Origin of the sequence: Amphritea opalescens (assembly GCF_003957515.1) — a bacterium.
Taxonomy (GTDB): domain Bacteria; phylum Pseudomonadota; class Gammaproteobacteria; order Pseudomonadales; family Balneatricaceae; genus Amphritea; species Amphritea opalescens.
On sequence record NZ_RQXW01000008.1, the window covers coordinates 118,240 to 143,774 of the forward strand.

28 protein-coding genes are annotated in these 25,535 nt (G+C 47.7%); 21 read left to right on the top strand and 7 right to left on the bottom strand.

The features are described 5' to 3' along the window. Nucleotides 1-51: 51 nt before the first annotated feature. Genes EH243_RS10710 through EH243_RS10720 form a run of 3 tightly spaced genes read right to left on the bottom strand, consistent with a single transcriptional unit; the run spans nucleotide 52 to nucleotide 3,210 of the window. Complete coding sequence (locus tag EH243_RS10710; protein ID WP_126158656.1) at nucleotides 52-1,077, bottom strand: LLM class flavin-dependent oxidoreductase; 1,026 nt, start codon at nucleotides 1,075-1,077, stop codon at nucleotides 52-54. Beyond that, nucleotides 1,067-1,486, bottom strand: a complete 420-nt coding sequence (locus tag EH243_RS10715; RefSeq protein WP_126158657.1) for a GlcG/HbpS family heme-binding protein — start codon at nucleotides 1,484-1,486, stop codon at nucleotides 1,067-1,069. The genes EH243_RS10710 and EH243_RS10715 overlap by 11 nt, the downstream gene beginning before the upstream one ends. Further along, nucleotides 1,486-3,210 carry a sigma-54-dependent Fis family transcriptional regulator gene (locus EH243_RS10720; RefSeq protein WP_126158658.1) on the bottom strand — a complete coding sequence of 575 codons (1,725 nt, stop codon included), beginning with the start codon at nucleotides 3,208-3,210 and terminating at the stop codon, nucleotides 1,486-1,488. The genes EH243_RS10715 and EH243_RS10720 overlap by 1 nt, the downstream gene beginning before the upstream one ends. A gap of 117 nt (nucleotides 3,211-3,327) precedes the next feature. On the opposite strand from EH243_RS10720, the gene EH243_RS10725 reads away from it, so the two are divergent. Further along, nucleotides 3,328-4,224 carry a LysR family transcriptional regulator gene (locus tag EH243_RS10725; RefSeq protein WP_126158659.1) on the top strand — a complete coding sequence of 299 codons (897 nt, stop codon included), beginning with the start codon at nucleotides 3,328-3,330 and terminating at the stop codon, nucleotides 4,222-4,224. Here the strand turns inward: EH243_RS10725 and EH243_RS10730 are convergent. Together EH243_RS10730 and paaX are read right to left on the bottom strand one after the other, a co-directional pair. Then, on the bottom strand, nucleotides 4,208-4,786 hold the full coding sequence (locus EH243_RS10730; protein WP_126158660.1) for a DUF2889 domain-containing protein: 579 nt from the start codon (nucleotides 4,784-4,786) through the stop codon (nucleotides 4,208-4,210). The genes EH243_RS10725 and EH243_RS10730 overlap by 17 nt on opposite strands. Nucleotides 4,787-4,875: 89 nt before the next feature. Next, entirely contained in the window at nucleotides 4,876-5,796 is a 921-nt protein-coding gene (gene paaX, locus EH243_RS10735; RefSeq protein ID WP_126158661.1) for a phenylacetic acid degradation operon negative regulatory protein PaaX, read from the bottom strand. 716 nt (nucleotides 5,797-6,512) lie between these two features. Here paaX and EH243_RS10740 point away from each other — a divergent pair. From EH243_RS10740 to maiA, 6 genes are all read left to right on the top strand, one after another. Further along, entirely contained in the window at nucleotides 6,513-7,526 is a 1,014-nt protein-coding gene (locus EH243_RS10740; RefSeq protein ID WP_420897537.1) for a TRAP transporter substrate-binding protein, read from the top strand. Nucleotides 7,527-7,536: 10 nt separating this feature from the next. Further along, nucleotides 7,537-8,052, top strand: a complete 516-nt coding sequence (locus EH243_RS10745; protein ID WP_126158663.1) for a TRAP transporter small permease — start codon at nucleotides 7,537-7,539, stop codon at nucleotides 8,050-8,052. A gap of 51 nt (nucleotides 8,053-8,103) precedes the next feature. Beyond that, the gene (locus EH243_RS10750) at nucleotides 8,104-9,432 is read left to right on the top strand and encodes a TRAP transporter large permease (protein WP_126158664.1); all 1,329 of its coding nucleotides are present in this window, start codon (nucleotides 8,104-8,106) and stop codon (nucleotides 9,430-9,432) included. A gap of 54 nt (nucleotides 9,433-9,486) precedes the next feature. After that, nucleotides 9,487-9,969 (top strand): universal stress protein, encoded by a 483-nt coding sequence (locus EH243_RS10755; protein ID WP_126158665.1) that lies wholly within the window; start codon nucleotides 9,487-9,489, stop codon nucleotides 9,967-9,969. A gap of 154 nt (nucleotides 9,970-10,123) precedes the next feature. Further along, nucleotides 10,124-11,035, top strand: coding sequence for a LysR family transcriptional regulator (locus EH243_RS10760; protein WP_126158666.1), 912 nt, complete (start codon nucleotides 10,124-10,126; stop codon nucleotides 11,033-11,035). A 212-nt stretch (nucleotides 11,036-11,247) separates the two neighbouring features. After that, the gene (gene maiA, locus EH243_RS10765) at nucleotides 11,248-11,880 is read left to right on the top strand and encodes a maleylacetoacetate isomerase (protein ID WP_126158667.1); all 633 of its coding nucleotides are present in this window, start codon (nucleotides 11,248-11,250) and stop codon (nucleotides 11,878-11,880) included. A 189-nt stretch (nucleotides 11,881-12,069) separates the two neighbouring features. Here the strand turns inward: maiA and EH243_RS10770 are convergent, their stop codons facing one another. Then, on the bottom strand, nucleotides 12,070-13,302 hold the full coding sequence (locus EH243_RS10770; protein WP_126158668.1) for an EAL and HDOD domain-containing protein: 1,233 nt from the start codon (nucleotides 13,300-13,302) through the stop codon (nucleotides 12,070-12,072). A 176-nt stretch (nucleotides 13,303-13,478) separates the two neighbouring features. On the opposite strand from EH243_RS10770, the gene ylqF reads away from it, so the two are divergent. The 7 genes from ylqF to EH243_RS18780 all read left to right on the top strand — a co-directional run bounded on the left by ylqF (nucleotide 13,479) and on the right by EH243_RS18780 (nucleotide 18,411). Next, nucleotides 13,479-14,435 carry a ribosome biogenesis GTPase YlqF gene (ylqF, locus tag EH243_RS10775; RefSeq protein ID WP_126158669.1) on the top strand — a complete coding sequence of 319 codons (957 nt, stop codon included), beginning with the start codon at nucleotides 13,479-13,481 and terminating at the stop codon, nucleotides 14,433-14,435. A gap of 1 nt (nucleotide 14,436) precedes the next feature. After that, a complete protein-coding gene (locus tag EH243_RS10780) occupies nucleotides 14,437-14,712 on the top strand; it encodes a hypothetical protein (RefSeq protein ID WP_126158670.1) in 276 nt (91 codons plus the stop codon). 89 nt (nucleotides 14,713-14,801) lie between these two features. Next, nucleotides 14,802-15,044 carry a CDGSH iron-sulfur domain-containing protein gene (locus tag EH243_RS10785; protein WP_126158671.1) on the top strand — a complete coding sequence of 81 codons (243 nt, stop codon included), beginning with the start codon at nucleotides 14,802-14,804 and terminating at the stop codon, nucleotides 15,042-15,044. Nucleotides 15,045-15,123: 79 nt separating this feature from the next. Next, on the top strand, nucleotides 15,124-16,302 hold the full coding sequence (locus tag EH243_RS10790) for a BaiN/RdsA family NAD(P)/FAD-dependent oxidoreductase (protein ID WP_126158672.1): 1,179 nt from the start codon (nucleotides 15,124-15,126) through the stop codon (nucleotides 16,300-16,302). A 435-nt stretch (nucleotides 16,303-16,737) separates the two neighbouring features. Beyond that, nucleotides 16,738-17,229, top strand: coding sequence for a hypothetical protein (locus EH243_RS10795; protein ID WP_126158673.1), 492 nt, complete (start codon nucleotides 16,738-16,740; stop codon nucleotides 17,227-17,229). Nucleotides 17,230-17,474: 245 nt separating this feature from the next. Then, nucleotides 17,475-17,972, top strand: a complete 498-nt coding sequence (locus EH243_RS10800; RefSeq protein ID WP_126158674.1) for a DUF3291 domain-containing protein — start codon at nucleotides 17,475-17,477, stop codon at nucleotides 17,970-17,972. A gap of 130 nt (nucleotides 17,973-18,102) precedes the next feature. Next, complete coding sequence (locus EH243_RS18780) at nucleotides 18,103-18,411, top strand: arginase family protein (protein WP_206441593.1); 309 nt, start codon at nucleotides 18,103-18,105, stop codon at nucleotides 18,409-18,411. 165 nt (nucleotides 18,412-18,576) lie between these two features. Here the strand turns inward: EH243_RS18780 and EH243_RS10810 are convergent, their stop codons facing one another. Beyond that, entirely contained in the window at nucleotides 18,577-19,356 is a 780-nt protein-coding gene (locus tag EH243_RS10810; RefSeq protein ID WP_126158676.1) for a helix-turn-helix transcriptional regulator, read from the bottom strand. A gap of 137 nt (nucleotides 19,357-19,493) precedes the next feature. Between EH243_RS10810 and EH243_RS10815 the strand changes: the two genes are divergently transcribed. The 7 genes from EH243_RS10815 (at nucleotide 19,494) to EH243_RS10845 (ending at nucleotide 25,493) form a co-directional block, all read left to right on the top strand. After that, the gene (locus tag EH243_RS10815; RefSeq protein WP_126158677.1) at nucleotides 19,494-20,084 is read left to right on the top strand and encodes a carboxymuconolactone decarboxylase family protein; all 591 of its coding nucleotides are present in this window, start codon (nucleotides 19,494-19,496) and stop codon (nucleotides 20,082-20,084) included. 10 nt (nucleotides 20,085-20,094) lie between these two features. Then, nucleotides 20,095-20,433 carry a thioredoxin family protein gene (locus tag EH243_RS10820; RefSeq protein ID WP_164549102.1) on the top strand — a complete coding sequence of 113 codons (339 nt, stop codon included), beginning with the start codon at nucleotides 20,095-20,097 and terminating at the stop codon, nucleotides 20,431-20,433. Further along, a complete protein-coding gene (trxB, locus tag EH243_RS10825) occupies nucleotides 20,426-21,376 on the top strand; it encodes a thioredoxin-disulfide reductase (RefSeq protein WP_126158679.1) in 951 nt (316 codons plus the stop codon). Before EH243_RS10820 ends, trxB begins: the two co-directional genes overlap by 8 nt. A gap of 91 nt (nucleotides 21,377-21,467) precedes the next feature. Further along, nucleotides 21,468-22,484 carry a TRAP transporter substrate-binding protein gene (locus EH243_RS10830; protein WP_126158680.1) on the top strand — a complete coding sequence of 339 codons (1,017 nt, stop codon included), beginning with the start codon at nucleotides 21,468-21,470 and terminating at the stop codon, nucleotides 22,482-22,484. Nucleotides 22,485-22,931: 447 nt separating this feature from the next. Then, nucleotides 22,932-23,384, top strand: coding sequence for a ferritin-like domain-containing protein (locus EH243_RS10835; protein ID WP_126158681.1), 453 nt, complete (start codon nucleotides 22,932-22,934; stop codon nucleotides 23,382-23,384). An 8-nt stretch (nucleotides 23,385-23,392) separates the two neighbouring features. Next, a complete protein-coding gene (locus EH243_RS10840) occupies nucleotides 23,393-24,127 on the top strand; it encodes a ZIP family metal transporter (protein ID WP_126158682.1) in 735 nt (244 codons plus the stop codon). Between the two features lie 268 nt (nucleotides 24,128-24,395). After that, nucleotides 24,396-25,493 carry a cobalamin-independent methionine synthase II family protein gene (locus EH243_RS10845; protein WP_126158683.1) on the top strand — a complete coding sequence of 366 codons (1,098 nt, stop codon included), beginning with the start codon at nucleotides 24,396-24,398 and terminating at the stop codon, nucleotides 25,491-25,493. Nucleotides 25,494-25,535 lie beyond the last annotated feature (42 nt).

Genomic DNA, 25,535 nt, shown 5'->3' on the forward strand with positions numbered 1-25,535 from the left:
TGAGGAATAGAGGGCGCTGTCATGTTGGATGAAGCGCCCTTTATACGACGTTTAAGCTGATGGGGTGAAGGCGTTCATTAGCTTGCGATAACTGTTACAGCGATCTTCAAAATCATGGGTAACATTAACCAGCATAAGCTCTTGCGCGTGATAATGTTCCGCCAGTTGTTCCAGTTCTGCGCGACATTCTTCCCCTGAGCCCGTGATCACTGAATTCAGGGTTTCTTGGTAATAAGCCTGATCCGATAACGGTAGCTTGTTATACAAGCTCAGTGCTTCTTCAGGGCTGCGAAGATGCTCACGAATACCGTGGCGAAACGCCATTACTTTCCAGTACATGTTCGGTGCCGCTAGATAGGCTGCTTCCTCTTGGTTGTCGGCGGCCAAGCAGGCGACGGAGAGAATTGTTTGGGGTTGTTCTATGCCTTTGTCGTTGGGGCGGAATTTAGCTTGATAGCGGGCAAATATTTCGGCGGGGCGGTCATGGGTGCCGATAAATAACGCCAGTACAAAGCCGAGTCCAAGTTCAGCCGCTAGATCAACGCTACCGCTGCTGGAGCCTAGGGTCCATAGTTGCGGGGCTGCGGCATTGATCGGGGTAGCGTTGATGCCGGAAAAGGGGTGGTTAGTGGGTAGGTTGTCATGCAGAAACCCACTCAGGTCGCTCAACAGTTGTGGATATAGAGCTGCTGTATTGGGTGTGTTCGGAAAGGCGAGGGCTTGGCTGGTCAGGTCGGTGCCGCCGGGTGCGCGACCAACCCCTAGATCAATTCGACCGGGGTTGAGTGCCTCGAGGGTGCGAAACACTTCTGCGACTTTCAATGGACTGTAATGTGAAAGCATGACGCCGCCGCTGCCGACACGGATTTTATGGGTGTTTTGGGCAATATGGGCAATCAGTATTTCGGGGCAAGAACTGGAATAGCTAGGAGTGTCGTGATGTTCTGCTATCCAGAAACGGTGATAGCCCAGCTCTTCGCACAGTTGGGCGAGTTGGGTGGAATAATGAAGCCCCGCCGTTTGTGATTGACCGTTATGGGCTGGAGACTGATCAATGACACTCAGTTTAAGCGACATCGTCCGCTCCTAATCTGTTGTATCCTGATTGTTTAATGGCTGCTAACGCAATGGCTTTATCTTGTGCAGCACTACCGCCTGAGATACCAATGCCGCCGATGAGTTGATCGGCTTGATAGATGGGTTCGCCACCGGCAAAGAGTATGAGCCCGCCATTGGTTTGTGCGAAACCGTCCAGTTGTTGGTCTTTTACCAGTTGGCCTAGGTTATCGGTGGAGGCGCCGAACATAACAGCGCTATAGGCTTTCTTTTGGGCAATCTCAATCGAACCGAGTGGCGCGTTGTCCATGCGTTGAAAAGCGCATAGGTTAGCGCCTTGATCATATACCGCGATGTTTACCTTGACCTCAATCTGAAGGGCATATTGAACCGCATGGGTTAGCAATTGTTGGCTGTGTTCTAATTGCATTACTCTACCTCAATATTGAGTTTTTTTAGGCGATAGGCCAGCGTTGGGCGTGTCATATCCAGCATTCGAGCCGCTTCAGCGACATTATGCTGGGCCTTGTTTAAGGTGTGTTCTAGCAGGCTTTTTTCGATGGAGGCCATCGAGCCTCCCTGTTCTAGTGCTTGATCCATCCAGGAGGTGCTGTTTTGTTCCCGAGGTGATGTTGGTTGAGATATCTGTTGCGACGGTGCATCAACCAATCCACCTTCCGCTGAGATGACTTGACTGTCTTGACCGATAGACATGCTAGGGAAAAGATATTGTGCATCGATGGTTTCGCCGTTTTCAGCCAAAATAAGGCCGCGTTCAATGACGTTCTCAAGTTCTCGGACGTTGCCCGGCCATTGGTAACGGGACAGCGCTTTGGTGGCTAAATCGGATAGACCAAGGGTTTTTTTGTTGTAGAACGCTTCATACTTCTTGAGGAAGTGATCGGTCAGCATCGGGATATCCTCAGGCCGTTGGCGCAGTGGTGGGATATCAATCGGATAAACATTAAGACGGTAATAAAGATCGGCTCTAAAGCGGCCTTGTTCGACGGCCTCAAGCAGCGATTCATTGGTGGCGGCGATAACCCGGACATCCACTTTGCGGGTTTGATTATCACCCACCCGTTCAATTTCCCCCTCTTGCAATGCCCGCAGCAGTGTTGCTTGAGCGCGGGGGCTAAGTTCGATCACCTCATCGAGAAAGATAGTGCCCTTGTTAGCCCGTTCAAAGCGGCCTTCCCGTGACTGGGTAGCGCCGGTATACGCGCCCTTGACCACCCCGAAGAGCTCGGCTTCAATCAGATCAGGGGGGATGGCGGCGCAGTTAATCGCAATAAAGGGTTGCTTGGCGCGGGGAGAGTTATCATGAATACCTTTGGCGACTAGCTCTTTGCCAACGCCGGTCTCGCCGAGTAATAGCACCGAGACTTTGCCGGCTGAAGCCTTGTCGGCGAGCTTGCAGACTTTTTGAAAGCCTTCGGATACGCCAATAAAATTGCCCAAGCTTGGGCTGTTATCGATTTTATGACGTAAGACCGAGATCTGGTCCTGTAATTCATAGAGCTCATCGATAATAGGCGCGGATTTATAGTAGTTGCGGTAGGTAGCGTAATCTTCCCACTCCGTGGCTGGGCGACCTTCGAGGAGGCATTGATGATCACCACAGCCGCGACACTGTTTCTCCTTGAAAATAATTTCTTGGCCCAAGAGCGTCGATGAAAAGCTACTCGCGTGACCGGCGAGTGCCCAGCAGACAGGGCCATCGGTGAGTCCTAGCTCAGAGGTAAACATCTCGGCTTCATAGGAGTCATGCATCTGGAGTAGGGCGTAGAAATGATCGCTCTCTGCACTGACTTCCAACTGGAGTTCTTCTACCCGCATTGAACCCTTGAGAGAGTCGAGCATAAAACCGGTGCGAAATAGTTCGATGGGAGGAATATCGCCGGCCAGTCGTTTAACTAGTTCTGCATCTTGCTGTCCGAGGCTATAGCCTAAGCGCATAAAGAAGCCTTTGGCGCGCTCTAATCCGACGGTGAGGATCTGCTCCTTTCTGAAGTTGGTCAGAGAGGTGAGCTGCATGAGCAGCATTCGTTGTTCGCCAAACCAAACCGTGCCGTCGCTCTTTTGAAAGCGGACCTGTTGTGAGAGTTGCTGCATATCCGGATGGGTTGCCGGCAGTTGAGCTGCAATGTTCATATTCTGCACTCCTCATCTTTATTATTATGAGATGAAATCATCATATATGATTGCTTATTTAAAATCTTAGAGCTTTTGTGTAATCTATAATCCCAAATATGGGATTATAGTGGTGATATGAATTATCAATATCTGTATATATTTATCAAAGTGATTGAACGGGGCAGTTTTCTGTCGGCTTCGCAGGCGTTAGGTGTGCCAACCTCAACGGTAAGCCGTAAGGTGCAGCAACTCGAGCAGGATTTAGGCTATAAGCTGATGCACCGTAGCGCACGAAAATTGGTGCTGACCGAAGCCGGCGTGAAGTTTTACAATCGCTGTCAGCCGTTATTTGTCGAGTTAGAGTTTACCGCGAAGGAGTTAGACGATGAGTTGGCTGAGCCTTCGGGGCTACTGCGGGTAACGGCCCCGGTTAGTTTAACCAATGATCTGATGATGGATTGGTTTTTCCTATTCATGGAGCAGTTTCCGCGCATTAACCTCGAATTGATCGTGGCTAACCGTAATATCGATCTCGTTGAAGAGGGGATCGATGTGGCGTTTCGTATTGGTGAGGTGCGTTTACAAAATTGGATCTCACGTCCGCTGTTAGAATCACGCTTCAGTGTTTGTGCCAGTGAAGACTACCTCGCTCGGCGCGGATCGCCCAAGCATCCAGAAGATCTATATCAGCACACCCTGATCGTTGCCCGTCGAACCCAGGTGTGGAATTTTACCGGTGCGGGTGGCGAGCAGGTGAGAATTGAGGGGGAAGCACGGCTAAAAGTGGATGAGTTGAGTCTCGCGGCCCGCGCGGCTGAAAATGGTTTAGGGATCGTGAATTTGCCGGAATATGTGGTACAGAATTCATTAGCGGCGGGGCGTTTAAAGCGACTGATGCCGAGTTGGCAGCCCCACTCGCGGGAAGTGAATATGCTCTATCCCGAGCGTAAATATATTCCGGGAAAAGTGCGGCTGTTTATCGACTTTATATTGGCGCGGGTTGCTGAGATGCCGGTTAATCAATCTCACTGACATCAATCAGCTCGGCGGGCTCGTAGGCTGCGGGCCAATACTTTTTAACCACTTCGCCTGCACTGTCAAAGGTGTGGCAGGTGTTGAGGTTAAATGGCTTATGATTTTCATCTTGGCGGGCTTTATCTAGCCGTTCTTGATGGGTTGCCTGGAATGCGGTGGTGGCGATAGGGCCGAGCAGCTCAAGTAAGTGGGTGCAGCCATTAATACCGCTGAATAGCTCTTTACACTTTTTCGTAAAGCCGGGCGCAATCTGCTGGCCGGTTAATAAAGAGTAGCGATCGGCAATCGACGGGCACATACGAAAGGGCGTGTTGTCCATGCTAGCCACCGCATCGAGGATATTCAGCTCTAGATCGATGGTTAGTCGGATCGCCAATAAATGAATAGGCTCACCTGCATCCACGATACCGTTGTTACGTTCCTTGATTTCGATCGGCACAGTTTTGATATCGCTTAAGTGCCCCTCAATGTCCCAGAGTCCGTCGGCGCGTTTATAACCTTGGCACGTGACGGTGCGGGTGTGTTGCAAGCTGCGTTCAGTCGGGGAGGGTAATGGCATAGAATCAGTACTTTATAGTAATTGGGTTTAGACTAAAGCCTATCTTTATCCCACAAAGGCTTCCGCGGTGCAACAATCAATCGTTTGTCTTATAAGCCGCCGAAACGTTTGTAAAAGCGTGGAGCCGGTTCCGGTAGGCGGCCGTCGGCGGTCTCTTGGGTGTCAGACAGGAAGTTCTCGGCCCCTTGGAATATCAGTCGATAGATGTTGCGACACAACACGCGGGCGGAGGTGCCGGACCAGTCAGCGGGGAGTAGTTTTTCAGGTAGCTGCGGGTCTTTCAACAGGATGCGACGATAGTGATGAATCAGCAGAGTACGTAGTTGAAAACACTGTTCCGGATCGAGTTCTGGCTGGTTCTCAACGGCCCTAAGGATCGGCCGAAAGCGTTCGAGAAAGAGTTGATAGTCATCGGCCAGTTGGTTGAGGTTCCAGCACTCATTAACCAGTTCTTTAAGCGGAGTTGAGGTTTGCCCGCCCACCAGTTCTGAATTCATATGAATCACATCATTTTGCACACAGAGTTCCTGTAGTGTGCCGTTAACTTCGATCATATCAGCCATGGGGTGTGCCATGACACTCGGGGCGATGTTACCGAAACCTAACCATTCAAGCTCTTTTTTGACCACTTTGCGCAGTTCTATATCCAGCTGGGTATTGATGACTAGGTCCCACTTACCATCCCACTCAGGATAAAGCTCGGCGTAGATACGTCTAAAGGCGCTTTCGAAGCGTCTGCGTCCGGTGTCGGTGAGGCTGTAAAAGCTTTTGCGGCCGACCTGTGATGAACTAAGCCAGCCATCTTTGGTGAGCCTGAAAATGGATGTTCTGACGAGGCGCTGATTGAGGCCGAGAGGTTCAAGAAGTTTGATCAGACTGCCGAGCCAGACGGTGCCACCCCGAGGGGAGATAGCATCACCATAGATGGTGATAATCAGAGAACCACCACGGATCGGTCGCTGGTTCTTAAAATCATCCACCAGCTCTTCAATACAACGAAGTCTGTTCATTGAGTTCTCATAACATTAAGTAAGGAAAAAATTCCGCTACTCACCATCGGTTGTGCGGGATAAAGCACTGATTCTATGTGCAAAAACCGATCCCATCAACTAAAGCTCCGAGAAATGATTTAAAAAGCCGTTGCTAGGTGACGCTTCAGTGCGATGCTTTAATAGCTTTTTCAAAGGGATAAAAAGTCGTAAGCCGCTGAAAAACTCGTCCATTGTGTTAACAAGGGGGAAGGGTAGGGGCGGAGTTAGGCTCAAGCTGCTACATTGATAGGCGGCTTAGGGCGAAAGTCGTAGACGATTGTCCAATAAAGTCGCGGTAATTTGTTTACGGGCAGAGGTTATTCGATTAACATGTTAACTAAATAATGTATCAGACTATCAACGCTTAATAGTCGGAAACAATATTGCGGTACATTAAGTAACGTCAAAGGGAGGTTCTAGGTTTGTGTTGCTTTGATCAGGAAGTATTCGAAAAGAATGTTTGAATCCTGTTTCTGAGCGGCTAAAGCTGAGAAAATCATTCTGATACAGTCTATATGTCTTCAATTTATAGTAATGTATCACTTTGTCGGTTATGCTTTTGTTAAGCTTTGATCCGATATGTTAAAGCGGATAGATAATAATAAAGGGCTCAGCCCTATTATGTTCTCTATAACAATAAAATGGCATGCGTCTGAGCATGCAAGAGAAAGCCAGGAGATTAACGAATGACAAATATGAAATTTTTCAAAACGGCAGCGGCTGTCAGTTTGGGTCTGTCCCTATCCGCTGGAGCTATGGCTGAAACCACACTGCGTGTCGCTAGCTGGTTGCCGCCTACCCACCCTCAAAACGCTATCGTTTGGCCTACATGGTCTAAATGGGTTGAAGATGCGACTGACGGTCGCGTTAAAGTTGAGATCGAATATGGTCTTGGCCACCCTAAAACCATGTTCGAACTGGTTGAAGATGGCGTTGTTGATGTGTCTTGGAGCTACCATGGCTATGTGCCAGGTCGATTTAAGCTGACGCAAGCGGTTGAACAACCATTGCTAGGTGCAAGTGCTGAAGCCGCGTCTGTTGCGCACTGGCGTGTTCACCAGAAGTACTTTGCTAAAGCGAACGAGCATGAAGGCCTTGAAGTGATCGGTCTGTTTACCCATGGACCCGGTCAGATCCACATGGTTGATCCTATTACCTCTTTGGCAGATCTAAAAGGTAAGAAGATCCGCTTAGGTGGTGGTGTTCAGGGTGAGATTGGCGAACGTCTTGGCGTTACCGCAGTTGGCGCACCGGCACCAAAAGTCTATGAGATGATGCAGCAGGGTGTTATCGATGGTGTTTTCATTCCGATGGGTGAGCAAAAATCACTGCGTTTGAAAGAAGTCGCCCGCAACGTTGTTGTACTGCCCGGTGGTATGTACATGGGTAGCTTTGCGATGTTTATGAACCCTGATTTCCTTGCGGACCTTGATCCTAAAGATCGCGAAGCGATTTTGAGCGTATCCGGTGAAAAGCTATCGGCAATGGCCGGTCGTGCATGGGACCAGGGCGATATTGCTGGTCTTAAAGCCGCAGAAGAAGCCGGTGTGAATATCACTATGGTTAAACCAGGTGATGCGCTGGACGTAGAGTTCAATGAGCTGACTAAGGGTATGGATGAAGCGTTCTATGAATCGGTTGCTGATCGCGGCGTTGATGCCAAAGCAGCACTGACAGAACTGCGTCAGATTGCCCGTAGCTATAAGTAAGGAGCGCGCTATGACCTTTAGTGCCTGGGTAACAGCGCACTACGAGGAAAAGGGGCCAGTCATTTGGCTGGCCTTTTTCCTTGAGTTGATTGCTGCCGTAACACTGTTTTTACTGATGATGTTGACCTGCGCGGATGTCTTCGGACGTTACTTTTTGAGTAACTCTGTTGATGGCACCACCGAACTGACGGAAATGGCAATCGCCATTATGGTCTTTGCTGAAATGCCGGTGATTACGTGGCGTGGTGGACACGTTGTGGTTGATATTCTTGATCGCATGATGGGAAGCACGCTGATTAAGATTTTAGGGCTAGTAGCAGCCTTTTTAATGTCGACATCGCTATATTTTTTGGCCGTCCGAATTTTTGAGCTTGCGGAACGTTCTTTACGTCGCTCAGAGGTAACTGAGTTTCTCCAGTTCCCTACCGGTTATGTGGTCGAATATATCGCTATTATGAGCTGGATAACGGCCGCCCTGATGATCAGTTACGGTGTTTACCGTCTGTTATTCTTGTCGCGGGACTGATCTCAGTAATTTCCCTATAAATACGCTGACAACGTTACAGGTGTTCTCAGAATGATTACTGCATTAACTGGCTTTGCAATACTGCTGCTGATTATCGTGGTCATCCGGGTACCGATTGCTTTTGCAATGGGGCTGGTAGGCTTTTTTGGCTTTGCATATATGCAGGGTCTTGGTTTTGACAATTTTATGGAATTTCGCTGGAACGGTGCTTTATCAATGGCCGCGAAGCGGGTGATTGATACGTCACAGGAATACGGTCTGTCCGTTATTCCGTTATTTATATTGATGGGTAATCTGGTAACCAAATCCGGACTGTCCCATGAGTTATACCGCGCATCTTATGCTTTTCTGGGTCATCGTAAGGGTGGACTATCCATGGCAACCGTGGTCGCCTGTGGTGGCTTCTCAGCGATCTGTGGTTCCAGCCTAGCAACATCGGCAACCATGGCAAAAGTGGCCATGCCTCCGATGCGTAAATATGGTTATGCTGATTCGCTGGCAACCGCGTCTATCGCGGCGGGTGGCACCTTGGGTATTTTGATACCACCATCGGTTATTTTGGTTATTTATGGTTTGTTAACTGAAACCAGTATCCGAGAACTGTTTGCGGCGGGCTTTATTCCTGGCTTCATTGGTATTCTGCTGTATCTGGCAGCGGTACGTTATGTTGTATGGCGTACACCGGAAGCGGGCCCTTGTGGCGAAAAAATGGAATGGCCTGAGCGCTTGCAAGCACTGAACGGTGTTTGGGGTGTGCTAATTCTGTTCTCCATCGTGATGGGCGGTATCTATCTGGGTGTCTTTACCCCGACGGAAGCGGCCGGTATCGGTGCGGGTGGTGCCTTCCTTATTGCGCTTTACCGTCGTTCTCTGAACTTTGGTACTCTGTTTGATATCCTGACCGATACCGCACGGACATCAGCCATGCTGTTCTCCGTACTGATCGGTGCGTTGATCTTCTCCAACTTTATCAACCGTGCCGGACTTCCTGGGGATCTGCTCGACTTGGTTAACAGCTTAGATGTTGCGCCAATGGTCGTTATCCTCGTGATTTTGGCGATCTATATCGTATTGGGTATGGTGTTTGAAAGTTTGTCGATGTTGCTGCTAACAGTGCCAATTTTCTTCCCGCTCGTGCAGAGCCTAGGCTTTGACTTGGTGTGGTTTGGTATCGTGGTTGTAGTGGTGACTGAGATCAGCCTGATAACGCCGCCGGTGGGGATGAACGTATTCGTGTTGAGCGCGGTATTGAAAGATGTCAAAGCCAGTACTATTTTCAAAGGGGTTACCCCGTTCTGGTGTGCTGATATTGTGCGTTTGATCTTGATTACGCTCTTTTCATCGATATCGCTTTTCCTACCCGAACTGTTGTATCGTTAACAAGTATTCAACAACTAAGGCCCTGAGGGGCCTTTTTAGTCTGAGGGTTTACTTATGCTCCCTGATGTAAAAAAGATTCTTTACGCTTCTGATATTGATAAGGGTTCACGCCCAGCCTTTCGTGCGGCTATCAGCCTCTGTGGGCACTACCGTTCAGAGATCACCTATCTGCATGTGATAGAGCCGCTCAGCGCATCGGCTCAGAGCATTGTCGAAACGATGATTAATGAGCATGACTTGAACGAGTTACACGATCAAAGTTTGAAAGATCTTAAAGCGAAGATTGAGCAGCGCATTGATCGTTTCTGTAAAACGGAACTCGAAGAGAGTGAGCTTCTAACCGATGGTACGCTAACATCGAGAGTAGAAGAGGGCACGCCTTGGCGTACGATTCTGCGAGTTGCGGATGAGATAGAGGCGGATGTCATTGTGATGGGTACCCGTACCCATTCGGCCATGGGGCAGTTTTTGATGGGCTCTACGGCCAACAAAGTGATGCACCATTCGAAACGGCCGGTATTGATTGTGCCGCTTTAACTGTTTTGAATGATCTCTAGATTTTATCTAAGCGGCTGAAAAGGCCGCTTTTTTTTGCTTTTTTTATGTTGATGAATCTCGTTGAATTAAGTTTGTGTCTTCCGTTAAGCCCTGATAGCGTTAGCGATGACCGTGATAATAGAGAGACCGAGTAATGGATGTGTTGTCAGCAATGGGCGTATTTGTCCGGGTGGTGGATCTAAAGAGCTTTTCGTTGGCGGCGGCCGAGCTGGGAATCTCCAGTTCGTCCGTGAGCAAGCAGATAGCCCACCTAGAAGAGCATGTGGGTGCTCGGCTATTGCAACGTACCACTCGCCGTCTCAGCGTCACTGAGGTGGGCTCAGCCTATCATGAGAAGTGTCAGTTGATTCTAGCTGAGGTAAGGGAAGCTGAGAGCCTCGTGTCGCAGCTGCAAGGCAAGCCTCAGGGGGTATTAAAGATCAACTGTAATATGACCTTTGGTCAATTGTTGCTATCTAAAGCGATTCCGGAATTTATGCGGCTTTATCCTGAGATACAGTTTGAGGTGGCGTTGGATGACGGTGATGTAGAGTTGCTGAAAGAGGGGTTTGATCTTGCCCTGAGGATTACCAATCCAAGGCTGCCTGACTCCAGTTTGATTGCCCGTGAGATTGCTTCAATCCCACTCTTTCTGTGTGCCAGTCCTACTTATTTGGCAAAGCATGGACGGCCAGAAACACCTGAAGAACTTAAAGATCACAACTGTCTCGTGTTTATGTTGGCCACCAATACGAATGTCTGGACGCTCAGTAACCGTGACGCTAGTCATGTTGTACAGGTGAGTGGTGATCTCAGAGCCAATAATAGTTTGTTGGTTTTACAGTCGGTTTTGGCGGATAGGGGGGTGGCGAATTTAGCCTCCTTTGTCATTCAGTCTTATGTTGATGAAGGGCGTATTGAGTTGTTATTACCGGACTATCAAGCCGAGCGATTAAGCTTGTATGCGGTGTATCCTGAGCGTCAGTATATGCCGCCAAAAGTGAGTCTGTTTATTGAGTTTTTTCAAGGCTGGTTAAGCGAGAATCTGCAGCAGACACTGGGTTGATCAGTGGTGCTGGTTTGATCTTGTAACGGTCATTTATCTCATGAATACCCTGTGAGAGTTCATTGGTTAGGGTTCATCGCTTATGGTGGGCCAGCCCACGATGGGATGTGGTAATAATGCTGTATTAATTCTGCTCATGTTATTTTTTGCATTAAGTAGTCTTTATAAAGCATTGTTAAATAATAAATAAATTATAATAGAGTGTTTGTTAAATGATTCTGTATGACTATTTTCGTTCATCGGCGGCTTACCGCGTTCGTATCGCCCTTAATCTAAAAGAGCTTGATTACCAGCAGCAACAGGTGAGCCTAATCGATGGTGAACAACGTTCTGCTGAGCATCTAGCGCGTAATCCTCAGGGCTTTATACCAGCACTGCAAGACGGGGATTTATTGTTAACCCAGTCGATAGCGATCTGTGAATATTTGGATGAACGCTGCCCCAATATTAGCCCGTTTTTACCCTCTTCAATTGACGACCGCGCCAAGGTAAGAGCGATGGCTTTGCTGGTGGCCTGTGATATACATCCGGTCAATAATCTGCGTATGTTGAAGTATTTAGTCTCTGAACTTGGGGTGAGCAGTGAGCAGAAAACTGACTGGTATCAGCATTGGATTTATCAAGGGTTTGATGCCCTTGAGCAGATGCTAGCAGAGAGTGCGGGCGACTTCTGTTTTGGTAACCAGGTGTCCTTGGCGGATATCTCCCTCGTGCCTCAGGTTTATAATGCCTATCGATTCGATTGCGATATGAGCCATTACCCTAATATCACTCGGGTCAATGAAAACTGTATACAGCTAGCGCCCTTTATCAAGGCACACCCTGATCAGCAGGTCACAGGGTAGCGGTTGAGTCTATTGCTAGTAGGTTAGTAGGTTAATAGGTGGGTCTGGTATAAGTGAGTCTGGCATAGGGTGGTGATTGTTAGCTATGAGAGTTTGTTGTCTCGATTCACGAAACAGAGCACATAGCGATCTCTTAGCTCAGATTATTTAGCCCAGACCATTTAGCCCAGATCGCTTAGCCTGTATCGCTTAGCTTAGCTCATTGAGTGCCTGCATCGCCTCTTTGCTCCAGTCGAGGGCTTTGCGATAGCAGCTCTCATAGAGGTTGGAATCGAAGTTGGTAGGCAGTAAGTCCCAGTCACCGGCTTCGTAGTTGCTGACATTCATCAGCACTTCGCCCAGCGCTCCTTCATTGAGCAAAATAGCATTCTTAATTTCATCGCTGAGGGGAACGTCTCTCAGCATGGTTTCACGATCGGTATCCAAGAGTAGATGAAGGTTAGACATCATGCCTGTCATGAAGTAACTGCCGGGATTCTTGCGCTTCAACGCGGTGGCAATCTCTTCACACATTCGGCCGCGCACGAGTAGGGCGCGACTGATCTCTTCCGGTCTACCGCTTTGGTTATTAAGCGCGATTAAGGTGGCCCATTTTCTAATCTGTGTCATGCCAAGCATCACAATCGCTTCTGTCAGTGATTCAACTTTACGCACCAGTGAATAGGCGGCAGAGTTGATGATGCGTAGCAATTTATAGGTGATGACCGGGTCGCGAATAATCAGGCTCTCAAGACGTTCGGGGGTGGTGTTGGGGTTTTGTAACTCCTGAACTAACTCAAATAGGGCGGCTTGGTTAGGATCTACTTTTTTACCTTTTTTACCTTTTTCCCGTTTAGGGGTATTGAGAAATTGCCCCTGAAACAGTTTAAAGCCGAGCTTGGTGCATTGGTCCATCATCTCGACCGTTTGAATGTTTTCGGCTAACAAGGTCACTTTAAACGGCTTCAGTAGTTGAACCTGTTCAGCTATCGCCTCGGTGGTTAGGTGTTTAACATCGAGTTTGATGATTTGAGCCATTTTCAGTAGTGGCTCGTATGCCTTTTGATAGGTGAAATGATCGAGCGCGATCCGGTAACCGGCTTTGACTAAACGGTAGACGGCGACGATGACCTCGCGATCCACCTGTATGTTCTGGTGAATTTCCAGAATAATGTTTTTACGCGGCAGTTCAGGAAAGGTCTCGGCTAGCAGTAACGGGCGGCTGAGATTAATAAATGCCGGTACGCGCTTAAGCTCCCCTTGATCGGAAATACTGGTGTAGGCGTTCAATAGTACTTCACTACTGTTACCTGCCTGGGCGAAAAGCGGGTTGTCGGCGTTTTGTTCGTCGCGGTATAGCAGTTGATAGGCAATCACGCGCTGATGACGATCAAAGATCGGCTGTCGTGCCATCAGTACGGGTGAATCTGCTGTCATATCCATGGCTGCCTTTTTCCTGAGTAAACTACCTATAATTAAAGCATATATATAGCGGTATGGGTTGTCAGTAAGCTAACTCACCATTACAAGTAATTCGATATGATGATATTGGCCGAAAGAAGTCGCTGTTTTCGATGCGACAGGTATAATGTTGCTCCCTGATTTAGCAGACTGAGAATATGAGTACAATTAACTGGTTTCCTGGCCATATGCATAAGGCCCGTAAAGAGATCGCCAAGGTGATGGATGAGATTGATGTGGTTATCGAGGTACTTGATGCCCGCTTGCCTGTGTCCAGCGAAAACCCGATGGTGTCTCAGTTGCGCAAGGGGACGCCAGTCATTAAATTACTTAACAAAAGTGATCTAGCAGACCCGCAGCGCACCCAAGAGTGGGCCGACTATTACAACGGTTTGCCGGATACGCAGGCGCTAATTATCGATTATCAGCAAAAAAAGCTGATTAGTAGTATCCCCGATTTGTGCAATAAGCTGGTGCCATCGCGCAGTAACAACGCTCGTCAGGTGCGTGCCATGATTATGGGGATTCCCAATGTGGGCAAATCCACCATGATCAATGCCTTAATGGGCAAACGTATTGCCAAAGTCGGCAACGAACCGGCGGTGACCAAAGGGCAAACGCGCTTTACGTTGAAAAACGGTATGGCGTTGTCCGATACGCCGGGGATGCTGTGGCCTAAAATTGAAGATATTGATTCAGGTTATCGGCTAGCGGCGAGTGGTGCGATCAAGAATACCGCTATTGAGTATGAAGATATTGCGCTCTATGCCGCAGAGTTTTTACGTAAGGATTATCCCGAGCTGCTGATTAATCGCTACAAGCTTAAAGAGTTGCCTGAACGAGGTGATTTGGTATTGGAAGCGATTGGTCGTAAACGCGGAGGCCTAAGGCCCGGTGGTGTCATTGATATCCATAAAGCCTCAGAGATATTGCTCAATGAGCTTCGAGGCGGTCAACTAGGGCAGATAACCTACGAGACCGTGCCCGAATGGCTAGAAAAATGGGAACAACAGCGGCTTGAAGCTGAAAGGCTTGAGCTTGAACGAATAGAACAGGAACGGTTAGACGCAGAGTCACAGAGTGATCGCTCGGCTCGCCGCCATAAAGGTAATTGAAATGTCCCGTATAAAGAAAAAGCGCACGTCACCTAGACCTATCTTTTTAGATATCCCGCGCCGGAGTGAAAAACTAGCCGATCCGGATAGTTATGAAAGCCGTCGTCGTCGTAATCTTGAACAGAAAAAGAAGCATAAGTCTGTGTATGAAAAAGCACGCGAAGCCGAACAAGCCGATGGCGCCGTTCAGCAACAGCGTAATACACCCTTGGCGGATAAAATTCGTCGTCTGAAACGTGCTGAAGAAGCCCGTAAAACCGAATCTGACGCAGAATAATTCCTCCCCAAATTTGATCTCTGGGTAAGGTTCATCTACGTTTATCTGTACTTGCAGATAAACTGTAAGCCTTAAACGGAGATCAGGTTATGTCTCATGCTGATGTTCATCGTGCTGGTGATACACCAATCAAAGTCGATTTAATCGCAGGTGAAACCTATGTTTGGTGCGCCTGTGGTCGTTCTGCCGCACAACCCTTCTGTGATGGTTCTCATAAAGGTACGGGCATCGATCCGTTGGTCTTTGTTGCCCGTAAGAGTGAAGCCGTCTTTCTGTGTAACTGTAAACAAACCCTAACCCCACCACTGTGTGATGGTAGCCATAAGTCGTGATAATAAGCGCCGGTAGCGCTCGCTAGAATTGACCCGACTAGGTACAATGTTTCTCTTTTTTTAGCAGGAAATATGTCCCTTGCAACAGGTTGATGTGGTGATCGTGGGTGCCGGTGCGTCCGGTTTAATGTGTGCGGCCACGGCGGGCTATCGTGGCCGGTCGGTGCTGGTGTTGGAACATACCGCAAAAATTGGGCGCAAAATCCTGATGTCCGGCGGCGGACGCTGTAACTTCGCCAATATCCATAACTCCCCCGCGAATTTCATTTCACAAAACCCTCACTTCTGTAAATCAGCGTTGAGTCGTTATTCTGCGCAGGATTTTATCGATCTCGTCGATCGTCATGGTGTCGAGTATCACGAGAAAACACTCGGGCAGTTGTTCTGTAATGACTCCAGCAAAGAGATATTACGGGTATTGATGACCGAATGTGAATGGGCTGGGGTTGAGATTAGAACCAATACCGAAGTGCATCAGCTGAAACAAAGCCCAAACGGTTTTCAGCTGCAAACCAGTAATGGCAATATCAGTGCGACCTCGGTGGTTATCGCCACCGGTGGTTTGTCGATTCCCAATGGTGGTGCCACCAGCTTCGCCTATGATATCGCCACTGAGTATGGTTTAACGGTGTTGCCCCGTAGCGCCTCATTGGTGCCGTTCACTCTGCAACCGAAAGATAAAGAGGTGTTAAGCGAACTGTCGGGCGTCTCTCATCAAGTGAGAGCGAGTATTGGCCACACCAGCTTTGTTGAAATGATGCTCTTTACCCATCGCGGCTTAAGTGGCCCAGCGATCTTGCAGATATCTAACTATTGGCAGCCGGGAGAAGAGGTGGAGATCGATCTATTCCCTGGGTTTGATCTACTGTCATGGTTGAAAGAGCAGCGAGATAGTCGTCCCAAAGCTGATATCACTACGATCATGGCGCAGCAGATGAGCAAACGGATGGCACAAATCCTTTGCGGAAAGTTTGAGTTAACCGGTGCGCTGGGTAATCTGTCCAATAAACAGTTGGAAGCGATCAATACGGCTTTTTGTCACTGGCGCATCAAACCCTCTGGCACCGAAGGCTATCGCACCGCCGAAGTCACACTGGGTGGTATCGACACCGATGAGATCAACCAGAAAACGATGCAGGCAAAAAAGGTAGAGGGGCTCTATTTTATCGGTGAATGCCTCGATGTGACTGGCCATCTGGGGGGGCATAATTTTAATTGGGCTTGGGCTTCCGGTTTTGCGGCGGGGCAGGCGGTGTAGTGTTGCGCAGCCTGTGTGAGTGTATTTACATTTTAGACAAACGGACGTTTGTCTAAAATTCTTAAAGGATAATAGTGATACGCTCATCAACCTTGTTCAAGGGAATCATCTAAAATGATGGTCAGTTTAAGTTGACAGTACCAGTACATCGGCAATAACATGCTGGGCCGTTCAAGTTGGGTTGAAGGAGAGGTATCCAAAGATCAATGCCCGTACAAGTCAAGAGAACGGAAAGATATGCTGGGGTGGTTAGACCAGTATAAAAAACTCTGCAAAGTATGATGGATGCTATGCCCAAAGGCAACGCGCCGATTCAACCAGACCTCGCCAAGCGTGTATCGTTAGATATATTTCGGCTATTGAAGAGCAAGGATATAGCTGAACACAGTTATTCAATAACACTGTAAGAACTAAATTAATTAAGGAAGAGTTATAATGTTTTTAAAAGGAATCTGTCTGATTGCTACTGTTTTTTCTCTTGTGGGTTGCGCTACTCCCGGAACTTTACCATTTGAGTCCGATATTACAAAGTCTAGAACATACGCAGCTTCTTATGATCAAGTTTGGAAAGCAATAATAGCTGGTGTTGCTGAATCCAATCTAAACATAACCACAATAGAAAAAGACAGTGGTATTATTGCGATATCGAACTCATCATATGAACCGAACTGGGCATATGAGGGTACTCGGGGAAACGTTATGAACGTTCCTGATCAGGTTGTCGAGCGCTCAGCGAACTTTAATATACTAGCAGTGAGCGAAGAAGAAAAACAAACTCGAGTTCAAGTAAATAGCAGTTTCAAGATGAAAATTAAAACTGGAAATGGTTCTAACGTATACCCCTTTAACTATCAATGGCAACGCGCATATTCAAACGGTACGCTAGAAAAAATTATTTTAGATGGTATAGCTCGTCGAGTAGAATGATTAATATTTACAAATGGTTTTATTGCTAGGGATTAAGGAAACTACGATTAAGAAGTCGCAAAACACTCAACCTCTTTTTTTCAAATAAAAAAGCACAGGATTTCACCTGTTTTGATGCTTTTCTCCACTAAACAAGCTTATTTAGCCTGGTTTAGTGGATTTTGAACGGAGCAACATCACTTCGTAGCTGGACGTGCTAACGTATACAGCTACTTGAGGTATTCAGTGTTTTTAGGGAGAAAGGTGTGAGTCAGTACCATATTGCGCAACTCAACATCGCCAAGCTTTTGGCGCCGATTGATTCACCGCAACTTTCGGATTTTGTTGCGAACCTGAACAGGATCAACGCGTTGGCAGAAGAGTCTCCTGGGTTTGTTTGGAGGCTGCAAACCGAAGAGGGTGACGCCACCGGCATTGATTATTTCGGTACTGATCAAATTGTGAATCTTTCTCTCTGGGCTTCGGTCGAGGATTTACATCATTACGTTTACCGGACTGCCCACGTCGAGATCATGCGCCGCAAGAAAGAGTGGTTTAGCCGAATGGGTGAAGCCTATATGGTGCTTTGGTGGGTGCCCGCCGGTCATATTCCGTCAGTCGAAGAGGCCGCGCAAAAGCTGAACACTCTGCGAAAACAGGGGCCAACCGCCGAGGCTTTCTTGTTCAAAAAAGCCTTTCCGGCGCCCAGTGAGTTAGCTAGTGGGCCAACCGGTATTCTGGATGGTGATTCTCCAGCCACTTAACCACTCAATCAAGTTCGTCAGTTAAACTCATTAATTAAGTCCGTCAATCAAGCTCGTCTATTAAGTTCGTTTCAATCGACGACCGCCACTAGTCGCTCCTGTTGGGGCGGCGCTTATCATCAGTGATCTGTTGCGAAGGGAAGGGCTTGGGCATAGCGTAGCGCTGATATCAGCCTATTATGGTTCCTCGCAGTGTCATGCGAAGTTTTGCTATCATGCTGCTACTGTAAGTCGATGTGTCATCCTTGGACTAGGGTTAGATGCATCAGAGCAAGATCCTTTTGCGGTGTTAAAGCTAACCACCGAAGGTTTTGCGGATATCGGCAAACGGATTAAAGCGCTGAATAAGCCAACGGTTATTATTCAAGAGGGCGGGTATATCTCACCTATTTTGGGCAATAACCTTGCGGCGGTGTTGAAGCCTTTTTGTCAGTCTTAATTTTTGGATGATAGAACACTGTATACAGTGAGCCTCGCATTCAACTGCCCGCTATCAACTACCCGCATTCAACTATAAGTGCCCTAGTGCACTTTTAGTTGAATGCGTTTTTCTCAAACATAAGCTTATGAGAAGGGGGTGTTCAGCAAGTCAGTCAACCGTCGCCTAAACATGGGTTAAGCAGAGTGAAAATAGTTCGTTCTGGCTGGTAATGCTTAACCGAGCATAGGCGCGTTTACGGTAGGTTTGCACGCTTTGCATCTTAATCGCTAAATCCAGAGCGATTCCCTCTGAACTCATTCCCAACAGAATACGTGAGCACACCTCTTTTTCCCGTTTAGTTAGGCTGTCGTCAATCGTCTCGAGCCGTTCAATCAGTGTGGCTATCTGAGTATCACGGGTCATAAAACTAGACAGTGAACCGCTAAGGCGGGTTTGTCTGACGCTTAACGCTGAGAGCACCGAGCTTAACGTTTTAATCACGGCTACATCATGATCACTAAAGCCTTTATCGGTACGAAAAAGGTTCAGGCAGTACAGACCATTGTCGGCTCTAGTTAATATCGATAAACGATCCACTATGCCCATGCGTTCATACCACAGCTGACGGTAATCAAGATCTGTAATATCTTGAGGCTGCAGTCGACGAATTAATATCTGATGGTCGTTCTCAAAATGATCTAAGAAGTCTTTGTTTGGGTCTAGGCGGTAGTAAATCGAAAGATACAGTTGCTGCATGGTCTTGGTGATATTCACTTGCGTATCACTGGCAGAAAAAACGTAGGTTACCTTACTGTTTGCCTCAAGGTGCACCAGCGATAGATGATTCACTTCGACGGCATGGTTGATCTGTTTGAGCAATTTAGCAGGAAATCCAGCACTTCCCAGCGCGATGATCACCTCTGCAATAGAGTCTAGCAGTGCTGGGTCGGTTATCTCATCCAAAATGGGCTCCTGTTTTCATTTTACTTAATATCTTAAGAGTCTGTCCCTGTTTAGAGGGACAGACAGTCTAACGCGCCGCTATTAATATAACGTCATGCAGTATCAATCAACCAAAATAATAAATATTAGGAATCGTTATGGCGCATCTACGACCGTTAGAAAATAGTGAAGTTGATCAAGAATTGCGGGATATGTTTGAACACTATGAAAACACCCGTGGCTTCTGCCCCAATAGTGTTAAAACCATGGCGCGTCGGCCCAACATATCCAAGGTGTTCGGTAAGTTAAATCAGGCGATTTTGTATGAAGGAACGGTACCTGAAGAGTTGAAAATGCTGGTGGCTTTGGCATCCAGCCTAGCATCAGGTTGTCGTTATTGTCAGTCTCATATGAGTAATCTCTCTAGTATTTATAACGCACCGGATGAAAAGATTGCCGCGATCTGGGAATTTGAAACCAGTGAGCTGTTTAGTGATGCCGAACGTGCTGCCATCACTATTGGTATTAAAGGTGGCACCTTGCCAAATGATGTCGCATCGGAAGATTTTGATAACCTGAAAAAATATTTTGATGAAAGCGAGATCGTTGAAATCGTCGCGACAGTGGCGCTGTTTGGCTATCTCAATCGCTGGAATGACACGATGGCAACTGAGTTGGAAGAGTTGCCATCCAAGGTCACCGAACGTGCGGTAGGGCATACCGGCTGGAATGCGGGCAAACACAGCTAAGGGGCGGATCATGAATATTCAAGATGTAACGGATAGCTCCTTTATGGACGTCATTGAAACCGCAGAAAGACCCGTTTTAGTGGATGTGTGGGCACCTTGGTGTGGCCCCTGCAAAATGGTGGGGCCGGCGATAAAACGCCTATTAGCAAAGCAACCAGAACGCTTTCAGATTGCTATGGCGAATATGGAAACCTGTGAAGGCACCGCGGCGCAATATGAGATTAAAACCACACCTACCTTGCTCCTATTTATCAAGGGTAAGGAGGTCGCTCGGCGCAGTGGTGCACTAATGGAAAGCCAGATTAGCCAATGGCTCGATCAGCATATCGATGGGGCGAGTGATGAGTGAAGTTAAGCATTCACCATTGATTATTCTCGGCTCAGGCCCCGCCGGTTATACGGCGGCGGTCTATGCTGCACGAGCAGGGCTAACACCCGTGATCATCACTGGTGCAGCGGTGGGTGGGCAGTTGACGGGCACCACAGAGGTCGATAATTGGCCGGGGGATGTCGATGGCGTACAAGGGCCAGAACTGATGGCTCGTATGCAACAGCATGCGGAACGTTTCGATACGGAAATCCTGTACGACCATATCACCAAAGCAGAGCTGTCTAGCCGGCCCTTTGCCTTAACCGGTGATAGTGGCCAGCGCTATAGCGCTGATGCCCTAATCATCGCTACGGGCGCATCGGCTCAGTATTTAGGCTTGCCCTCTGAAACGGATTATATGAACAAAGGGGTAAGTGGTTGCGCGACCTGTGATGGTTTTTTCTATAAAGGTGGCAAAGTAGCGGTGGTGGGCGGCGGCAATACCGCTGTTGAGGAGGCGCTTTATTTATCTAATATTGCCAGTGAAGTCACCTTAATCCATCGTCGTGGTGAATTGCGTGCAGAGAAAATTTTGCAAGAAAAGCTATTCACTAAAGCCGCTACCGGCAATATCAAGATTCTCTGGCATCATCAGGTCGAGGAGGTTTTAGGGGATGGCAAAAAGGTAGAGGGTTTGCGCCTAACCGATGCATTGAGTGGCAATGCAAAAGAGCTTTCTGTTGATGCTGTGTTTATCGCCATTGGGCATAAACCCAATACTGAGTTGTTTCAAAATCAATTGGATATGCAAGCAGGCTATCTGATCGTTCATTCGGGGCTGGAAGGTAACGTAACCCAAACCAGTATAGAAGGTGTTTTTGCCGCAGGGGATGTGGCAGATCACGCTTATCGGCAAGCGATTACGTCAGCCGGCATGGGCTGTATGGCAGCGTTAGATACCGAGCGTTTTCTCAGTCGCTAGAGGGTCTGCTGATTATATCCAGTCGTACGTATTAAAAAGTTATTTAACCTAACGTGACTTACAAACAATAATAAATTTAGGTATCAACACAATGTTATCGACAATTATCAAAGCTAGTGCTGTTTCGTTAGCGCTTATGACATCAATGTCAGTGGCAGCCGACACCGTTATGAAATTTGCGAGCTGGGCACCGCCTTCACATGTGCAAAATAGAGTAGTCATTCCAACATGGGGGAAGTGGGTCGAAGACGCCACGCAAGGGCGTGTTAAAGTCGAAATTGAATATGGCTTAGGCCATCCTAAAACGATGTTTGACCTGGTTGAAGATGGTGTGGCCGATGCGGGTTGGAGCTACCATGGTTACGTGCCTGGCCGCTTTAAATTAACCCAGATAGCCGAACTTCCGTTATTAGGGGCTAATGCCGAAGCGGCGTCCGTGGCCCATTGGCGAATACATCAGAAATATTTGGCCAAAGCCGATGAGCATGAAGGGTTAACGGTCATTGGTTTGTTTACCCATGGGCCGGGCCAGATTCACACCGCGAAACCGATTCTCTCTCTGGCTGATTTAGAAGGGCAGAAGATCCGCATTGGCGGTGGCATTCAAGGCATCATTGGTGATCGTCTTGGGATTACGGCGGTCGGGGCTCCGGCCACAAAAGTGTATGAAATGATGCAGCAGGGTGTGATTGATGGCGTATTTATGTCGACCGATGTGCAAAAATCATTGCGCTTAAAAGAGGTGGCGCCAAACCTCATGTTATTCCCAGGCGGGATGTATTTAGGCAGCTTCTCTCTGTTTATTAACCCTGATTTTCTCGCATCTTTGTCGGCTGAAGATCAGCAAGCCATACTCAGTGTGTCTGGAGAAAAGCTGTCCGCGATGGCGGGAAAGGCGTGGGATCAAAGTGATATTGATGGTTTAAACGCTGCGCAAGAATATGGGGTGAACATCCAGCATGTGACGACCAGTGATGCTATTTATAAAGAGTTTGAGCAGGCGATCAAGGGGATGGATGATGAGTTTATCGAGATGGCCAATCAGCAAGGCGTAGACGGTGCCGCTGCACTGCATGAGCTACGACAGATAGTGCAGAGCTATCCTTAGTACTCATTTTCATTAGTCGATTAGTCACATAAACTAGTGTGTAAAGATGCACCTGTGATGACCGTTATCCAAAGGTTCTTTATAGCCCTGTAATCGTAACGCTGAAAGGTTAACCTCCTATAGTTCTTCTTGGGAGGTTAGCCATCTACATAACCCCAGTTTAAACCCCAACCCTCCGGTACCCCATCTGTTATTTCTCCCCTTAAACGGCCTAAACAGTAATAAATCATCGTATCGTTGATCTGTGGCGGGCTATCAGTCATTGGCTATCTGGGAGATTTCCGATATTAGGTATATGCTTTAGTTATAACGCAAAAGGGAGTTTGTGAGGACGTATTGCATACCGACCGTTCTGTACAGGTTTCTCGGTTTTCATTCACATTGCTATGTGAGGCGGTTCAATGAAGTCCTTGGACTCCCCGATAATCTACTTGATTGGAGAATATCATGTCAGAACATCTAAAAAATGCCCTTGTAGAAGCGATCAACGATGAATACAAGGCGCGCGCGACATACCGAGCCGTCATTGAGAAATTTGGTGAAATACGGCCATTCATTAATATAGTCGAAGCAGAAGGCCGTCATGCTAATGCATTGCTTCCCTTGTTTGCTAAATATCATGTTGCTGTTCCAGAAGATGATTGGGCTTCACGGGTTCAGGTGCCCGATACGGTTCAAGAGGCATGCCGCTTGGCGGTAGAAGACGAAATTGAAAATGCAGAGATGTATGAGCGATTGCTAAAATCTGTCAGTGATTATCCTGATGTCGTTGCGGTGCTAAAACAGCTACAACGGGCGTCAGTCGAAAATCATCTGCCTGCGTTTCAACGTTGCGTTGACCGGCAAGGCGGAGGTCGAGGTCAGGGCCAAGGACATCGTCGAGGCCAACACCGAGAATAGGGTTAAACATGGAAAATACATTCTGGACGGCGCTCGCAACCAGTTCTCTGGCTGCGGTCGTGACTTCTGTTGGTATATATACCGTACGTAAGTATACCGATTGGGGTCAGCGAAATATCACCTACTTTATGTGCTTCGCCGCAGGCGTGTTGATCTCGGCCTCATTTCTTCACATCATTCCTAAATCATTGGCCATGAATCCTAATGCCGCGCCTTATCTGCTGGTGGGCTTTTTGGGGTTGCATCTGTTTAATCGTTTTTTCACCGCTTTTGTCTGCCAAAAGAACCCCGAAAAAGAGCAGTATGGTATAGGGCTGGTGCCAATGATTGGTATCGGCTTTCACTCGTTTATTGATGGATTTATCTACTCTATCGCCTTTACGGTGAGTATTTTCACAGGGGTTCTCGCCACGGCGGGTATGGTGTTGCATGAGTTTCCAGAAGGTATCATTACCTATCTGTTATTAGTCAAAGGGGGATTTCACGAGCGCAAGGCAATGACGTTATCCTTTTTTGCCGCCGCGTTAAGTACTCCACTCGGTATGCTGATCTCATATCCTCTGATCAGTGACATTAACGAACAGATGTTAGGTGCTTTGTTGTCCGTGTCTGCCGGTGCACTCATCTATGTGGGGGCAACGCACCTCTTGCCGAGAGCGGAACAGGAACACAAGAAGTACAGCTTTGTGGCATTGGCGGGTGGTGTGTTGGTCGCGATTATCATCGTTTTGTCAAAAGCGTGATGTAATGATCAATGCTGTACTCAACCAATGTCTTGATAAGATCAAGCTGAGTATTTTTATCCCTTTGAATTAGCCCGATGCCTAAACATGTAAAACAATAATTGCTACACTGCCTCTCCCTAGCGTATCGCATCATTTTATTATTGTTTAGATCTTAAACCATCGGCTAAGCGTTTAAGCGGCGATAAATGGGCCAAGCCACATCTGTCCCAATCGCTTCATTATGTCTGCGATGCGCTGAACGTAACCGATTTAGGAAACCTCTTTGATGAACCATCAATCTATTGTTAACGATCAGCCTTTGGCAGGTATTCCCTCTGAACCGGTAGGGAGTGTTCCGCGACCTCTTAAGTTACAAGAGGCCATGCAAGCATATTCGCAGGGTGAGATGACGTCCGAGGCGATGGAAGCGTTGTTTGATGAGGTAGTGAGTGACACTATCGCTAAATTTGAAGCTGCGGGCTCTCCTGTGGTTAGTGATGGTGAGCAAACCAAGTCGAGCTTTGCTACTTATCCTCTCGATGGTTTAGATAATATCTCAGCCGAGGGTGTGGTGATCCCATTTGATGATGGTCATACACGACAGTTGCCTTGCTTAACGCAGGGGCCATTTAAGTATGCGACCTATGCGGGTTCTTACTTGCCTCGTGCTAAAAAGTTTGCGACTCGGCCAGTAAAACAGGCGGTTATTTCTGCCTCAGCGATGAGCTTGTTATATCCAGAGCAGGGGATTGCTGATTATTCACGGGAGCAGTTTTTAGCCGATTTGGTTCAGGAAGCGGTTACTGACATCCGTAGCTGTTTCGATAATGGGGCTTACCAGGTTCAAGTTGATTTCACCGAAGGGCGTCTTGCGCTTAAGTTGGACCCTTCCAAGCAACTGTTACAGCAGTTTATCGATATCAACAATGAGGTGTTTGCTCATTTCAGCGAAGAGGAGCGTCAACGGATTGGTGTTCATACCTGTCCAGGCGGTGATCATGATTCATGCCATAGTGCGGATGTCGATTATGTCGATCTGATTCCTATGTTGTTAACGCTCAATGCAGGTAATTTTTATATGCAGATGGCGAGCGAAATCGATCCTGAAAAATCGTTGAAAATCATCGGTGAACACTTAGGCGCTAACCAGCGTATTTATATCGGTGTTATCGATGTGATTAATGAAACGGTGGAATCGGCTGAAACCGTGCGCGACCGAGTATTGCAAGCAGCGAAATATATTCCGCTGAAGCAGCTTGGCACAACAGATGATTGTGGCTTTTCGCCGTTTAGTGATGATATCGCCACCAGTCGTGAGACGGCGTTTTCGAAAATAGCGGCCCGTATTCAAGGCACGCAGTTGGCGTATGAACAGCTGATATAAACGGATAACCCGTCAGCCGGCTTTAACTGAGCCGGCTGACAC

Coding starts and splice junctions, on each gene's coding strand:
- EH243_RS10710 (WP_126158656.1), bottom strand. CDS start 1,077: ATGTCGCTTAAACTGAGTGTCATTGATCAGTCTCCAGCCCATAACGGT.
- EH243_RS10715 (WP_126158657.1), bottom strand. CDS start 1,486: ATGCAATTAGAACACAGCCAACAATTGCTAACCCATGCGGTTCAATAT.
- EH243_RS10720 (WP_126158658.1), bottom strand. CDS start 3,210: ATGAACATTGCAGCTCAACTGCCGGCAACCCATCCGGATATGCAGCAA.
- EH243_RS10725 (WP_126158659.1), top strand. CDS start 3,328: ATGAATTATCAATATCTGTATATATTTATCAAAGTGATTGAACGGGGC.
- EH243_RS10730 (WP_126158660.1), bottom strand. CDS start 4,786: ATGCCATTACCCTCCCCGACTGAACGCAGCTTGCAACACACCCGCACC.
- paaX (WP_126158661.1), bottom strand. CDS start 5,796: ATGAACAGACTTCGTTGTATTGAAGAGCTGGTGGATGATTTTAAGAAC.
- EH243_RS10740 (WP_420897537.1), top strand. CDS start 6,513: ATGAAATTTTTCAAAACGGCAGCGGCTGTCAGTTTGGGTCTGTCCCTA.
- EH243_RS10745 (WP_126158663.1), top strand. CDS start 7,537: ATGACCTTTAGTGCCTGGGTAACAGCGCACTACGAGGAAAAGGGGCCA.
- EH243_RS10750 (WP_126158664.1), top strand. CDS start 8,104: ATGATTACTGCATTAACTGGCTTTGCAATACTGCTGCTGATTATCGTG.
- EH243_RS10755 (WP_126158665.1), top strand. CDS start 9,487: ATGCTCCCTGATGTAAAAAAGATTCTTTACGCTTCTGATATTGATAAG.
- EH243_RS10760 (WP_126158666.1), top strand. CDS start 10,124: ATGGATGTGTTGTCAGCAATGGGCGTATTTGTCCGGGTGGTGGATCTA.
- maiA (WP_126158667.1), top strand. CDS start 11,248: ATGATTCTGTATGACTATTTTCGTTCATCGGCGGCTTACCGCGTTCGT.
- EH243_RS10770 (WP_126158668.1), bottom strand. CDS start 13,302: ATGGATATGACAGCAGATTCACCCGTACTGATGGCACGACAGCCGATC.
- ylqF (WP_126158669.1), top strand. CDS start 13,479: ATGAGTACAATTAACTGGTTTCCTGGCCATATGCATAAGGCCCGTAAA.
- EH243_RS10780 (WP_126158670.1), top strand. CDS start 14,437: ATGTCCCGTATAAAGAAAAAGCGCACGTCACCTAGACCTATCTTTTTA.
- EH243_RS10785 (WP_126158671.1), top strand. CDS start 14,802: ATGTCTCATGCTGATGTTCATCGTGCTGGTGATACACCAATCAAAGTC.
- EH243_RS10795 (WP_126158673.1), top strand. CDS start 16,738: ATGTTTTTAAAAGGAATCTGTCTGATTGCTACTGTTTTTTCTCTTGTG.
- EH243_RS10815 (WP_126158677.1), top strand. CDS start 19,494: ATGGCGCATCTACGACCGTTAGAAAATAGTGAAGTTGATCAAGAATTG.
- EH243_RS10820 (WP_164549102.1), top strand. CDS start 20,095: ATGAATATTCAAGATGTAACGGATAGCTCCTTTATGGACGTCATTGAA.
- trxB (WP_126158679.1), top strand. CDS start 20,426: ATGAGTGAAGTTAAGCATTCACCATTGATTATTCTCGGCTCAGGCCCC.
- EH243_RS10830 (WP_126158680.1), top strand. CDS start 21,468: ATGTTATCGACAATTATCAAAGCTAGTGCTGTTTCGTTAGCGCTTATG.
- EH243_RS10835 (WP_126158681.1), top strand. CDS start 22,932: ATGTCAGAACATCTAAAAAATGCCCTTGTAGAAGCGATCAACGATGAA.
- EH243_RS10840 (WP_126158682.1), top strand. CDS start 23,393: ATGGAAAATACATTCTGGACGGCGCTCGCAACCAGTTCTCTGGCTGCG.
- EH243_RS10845 (WP_126158683.1), top strand. CDS start 24,396: ATGAACCATCAATCTATTGTTAACGATCAGCCTTTGGCAGGTATTCCC.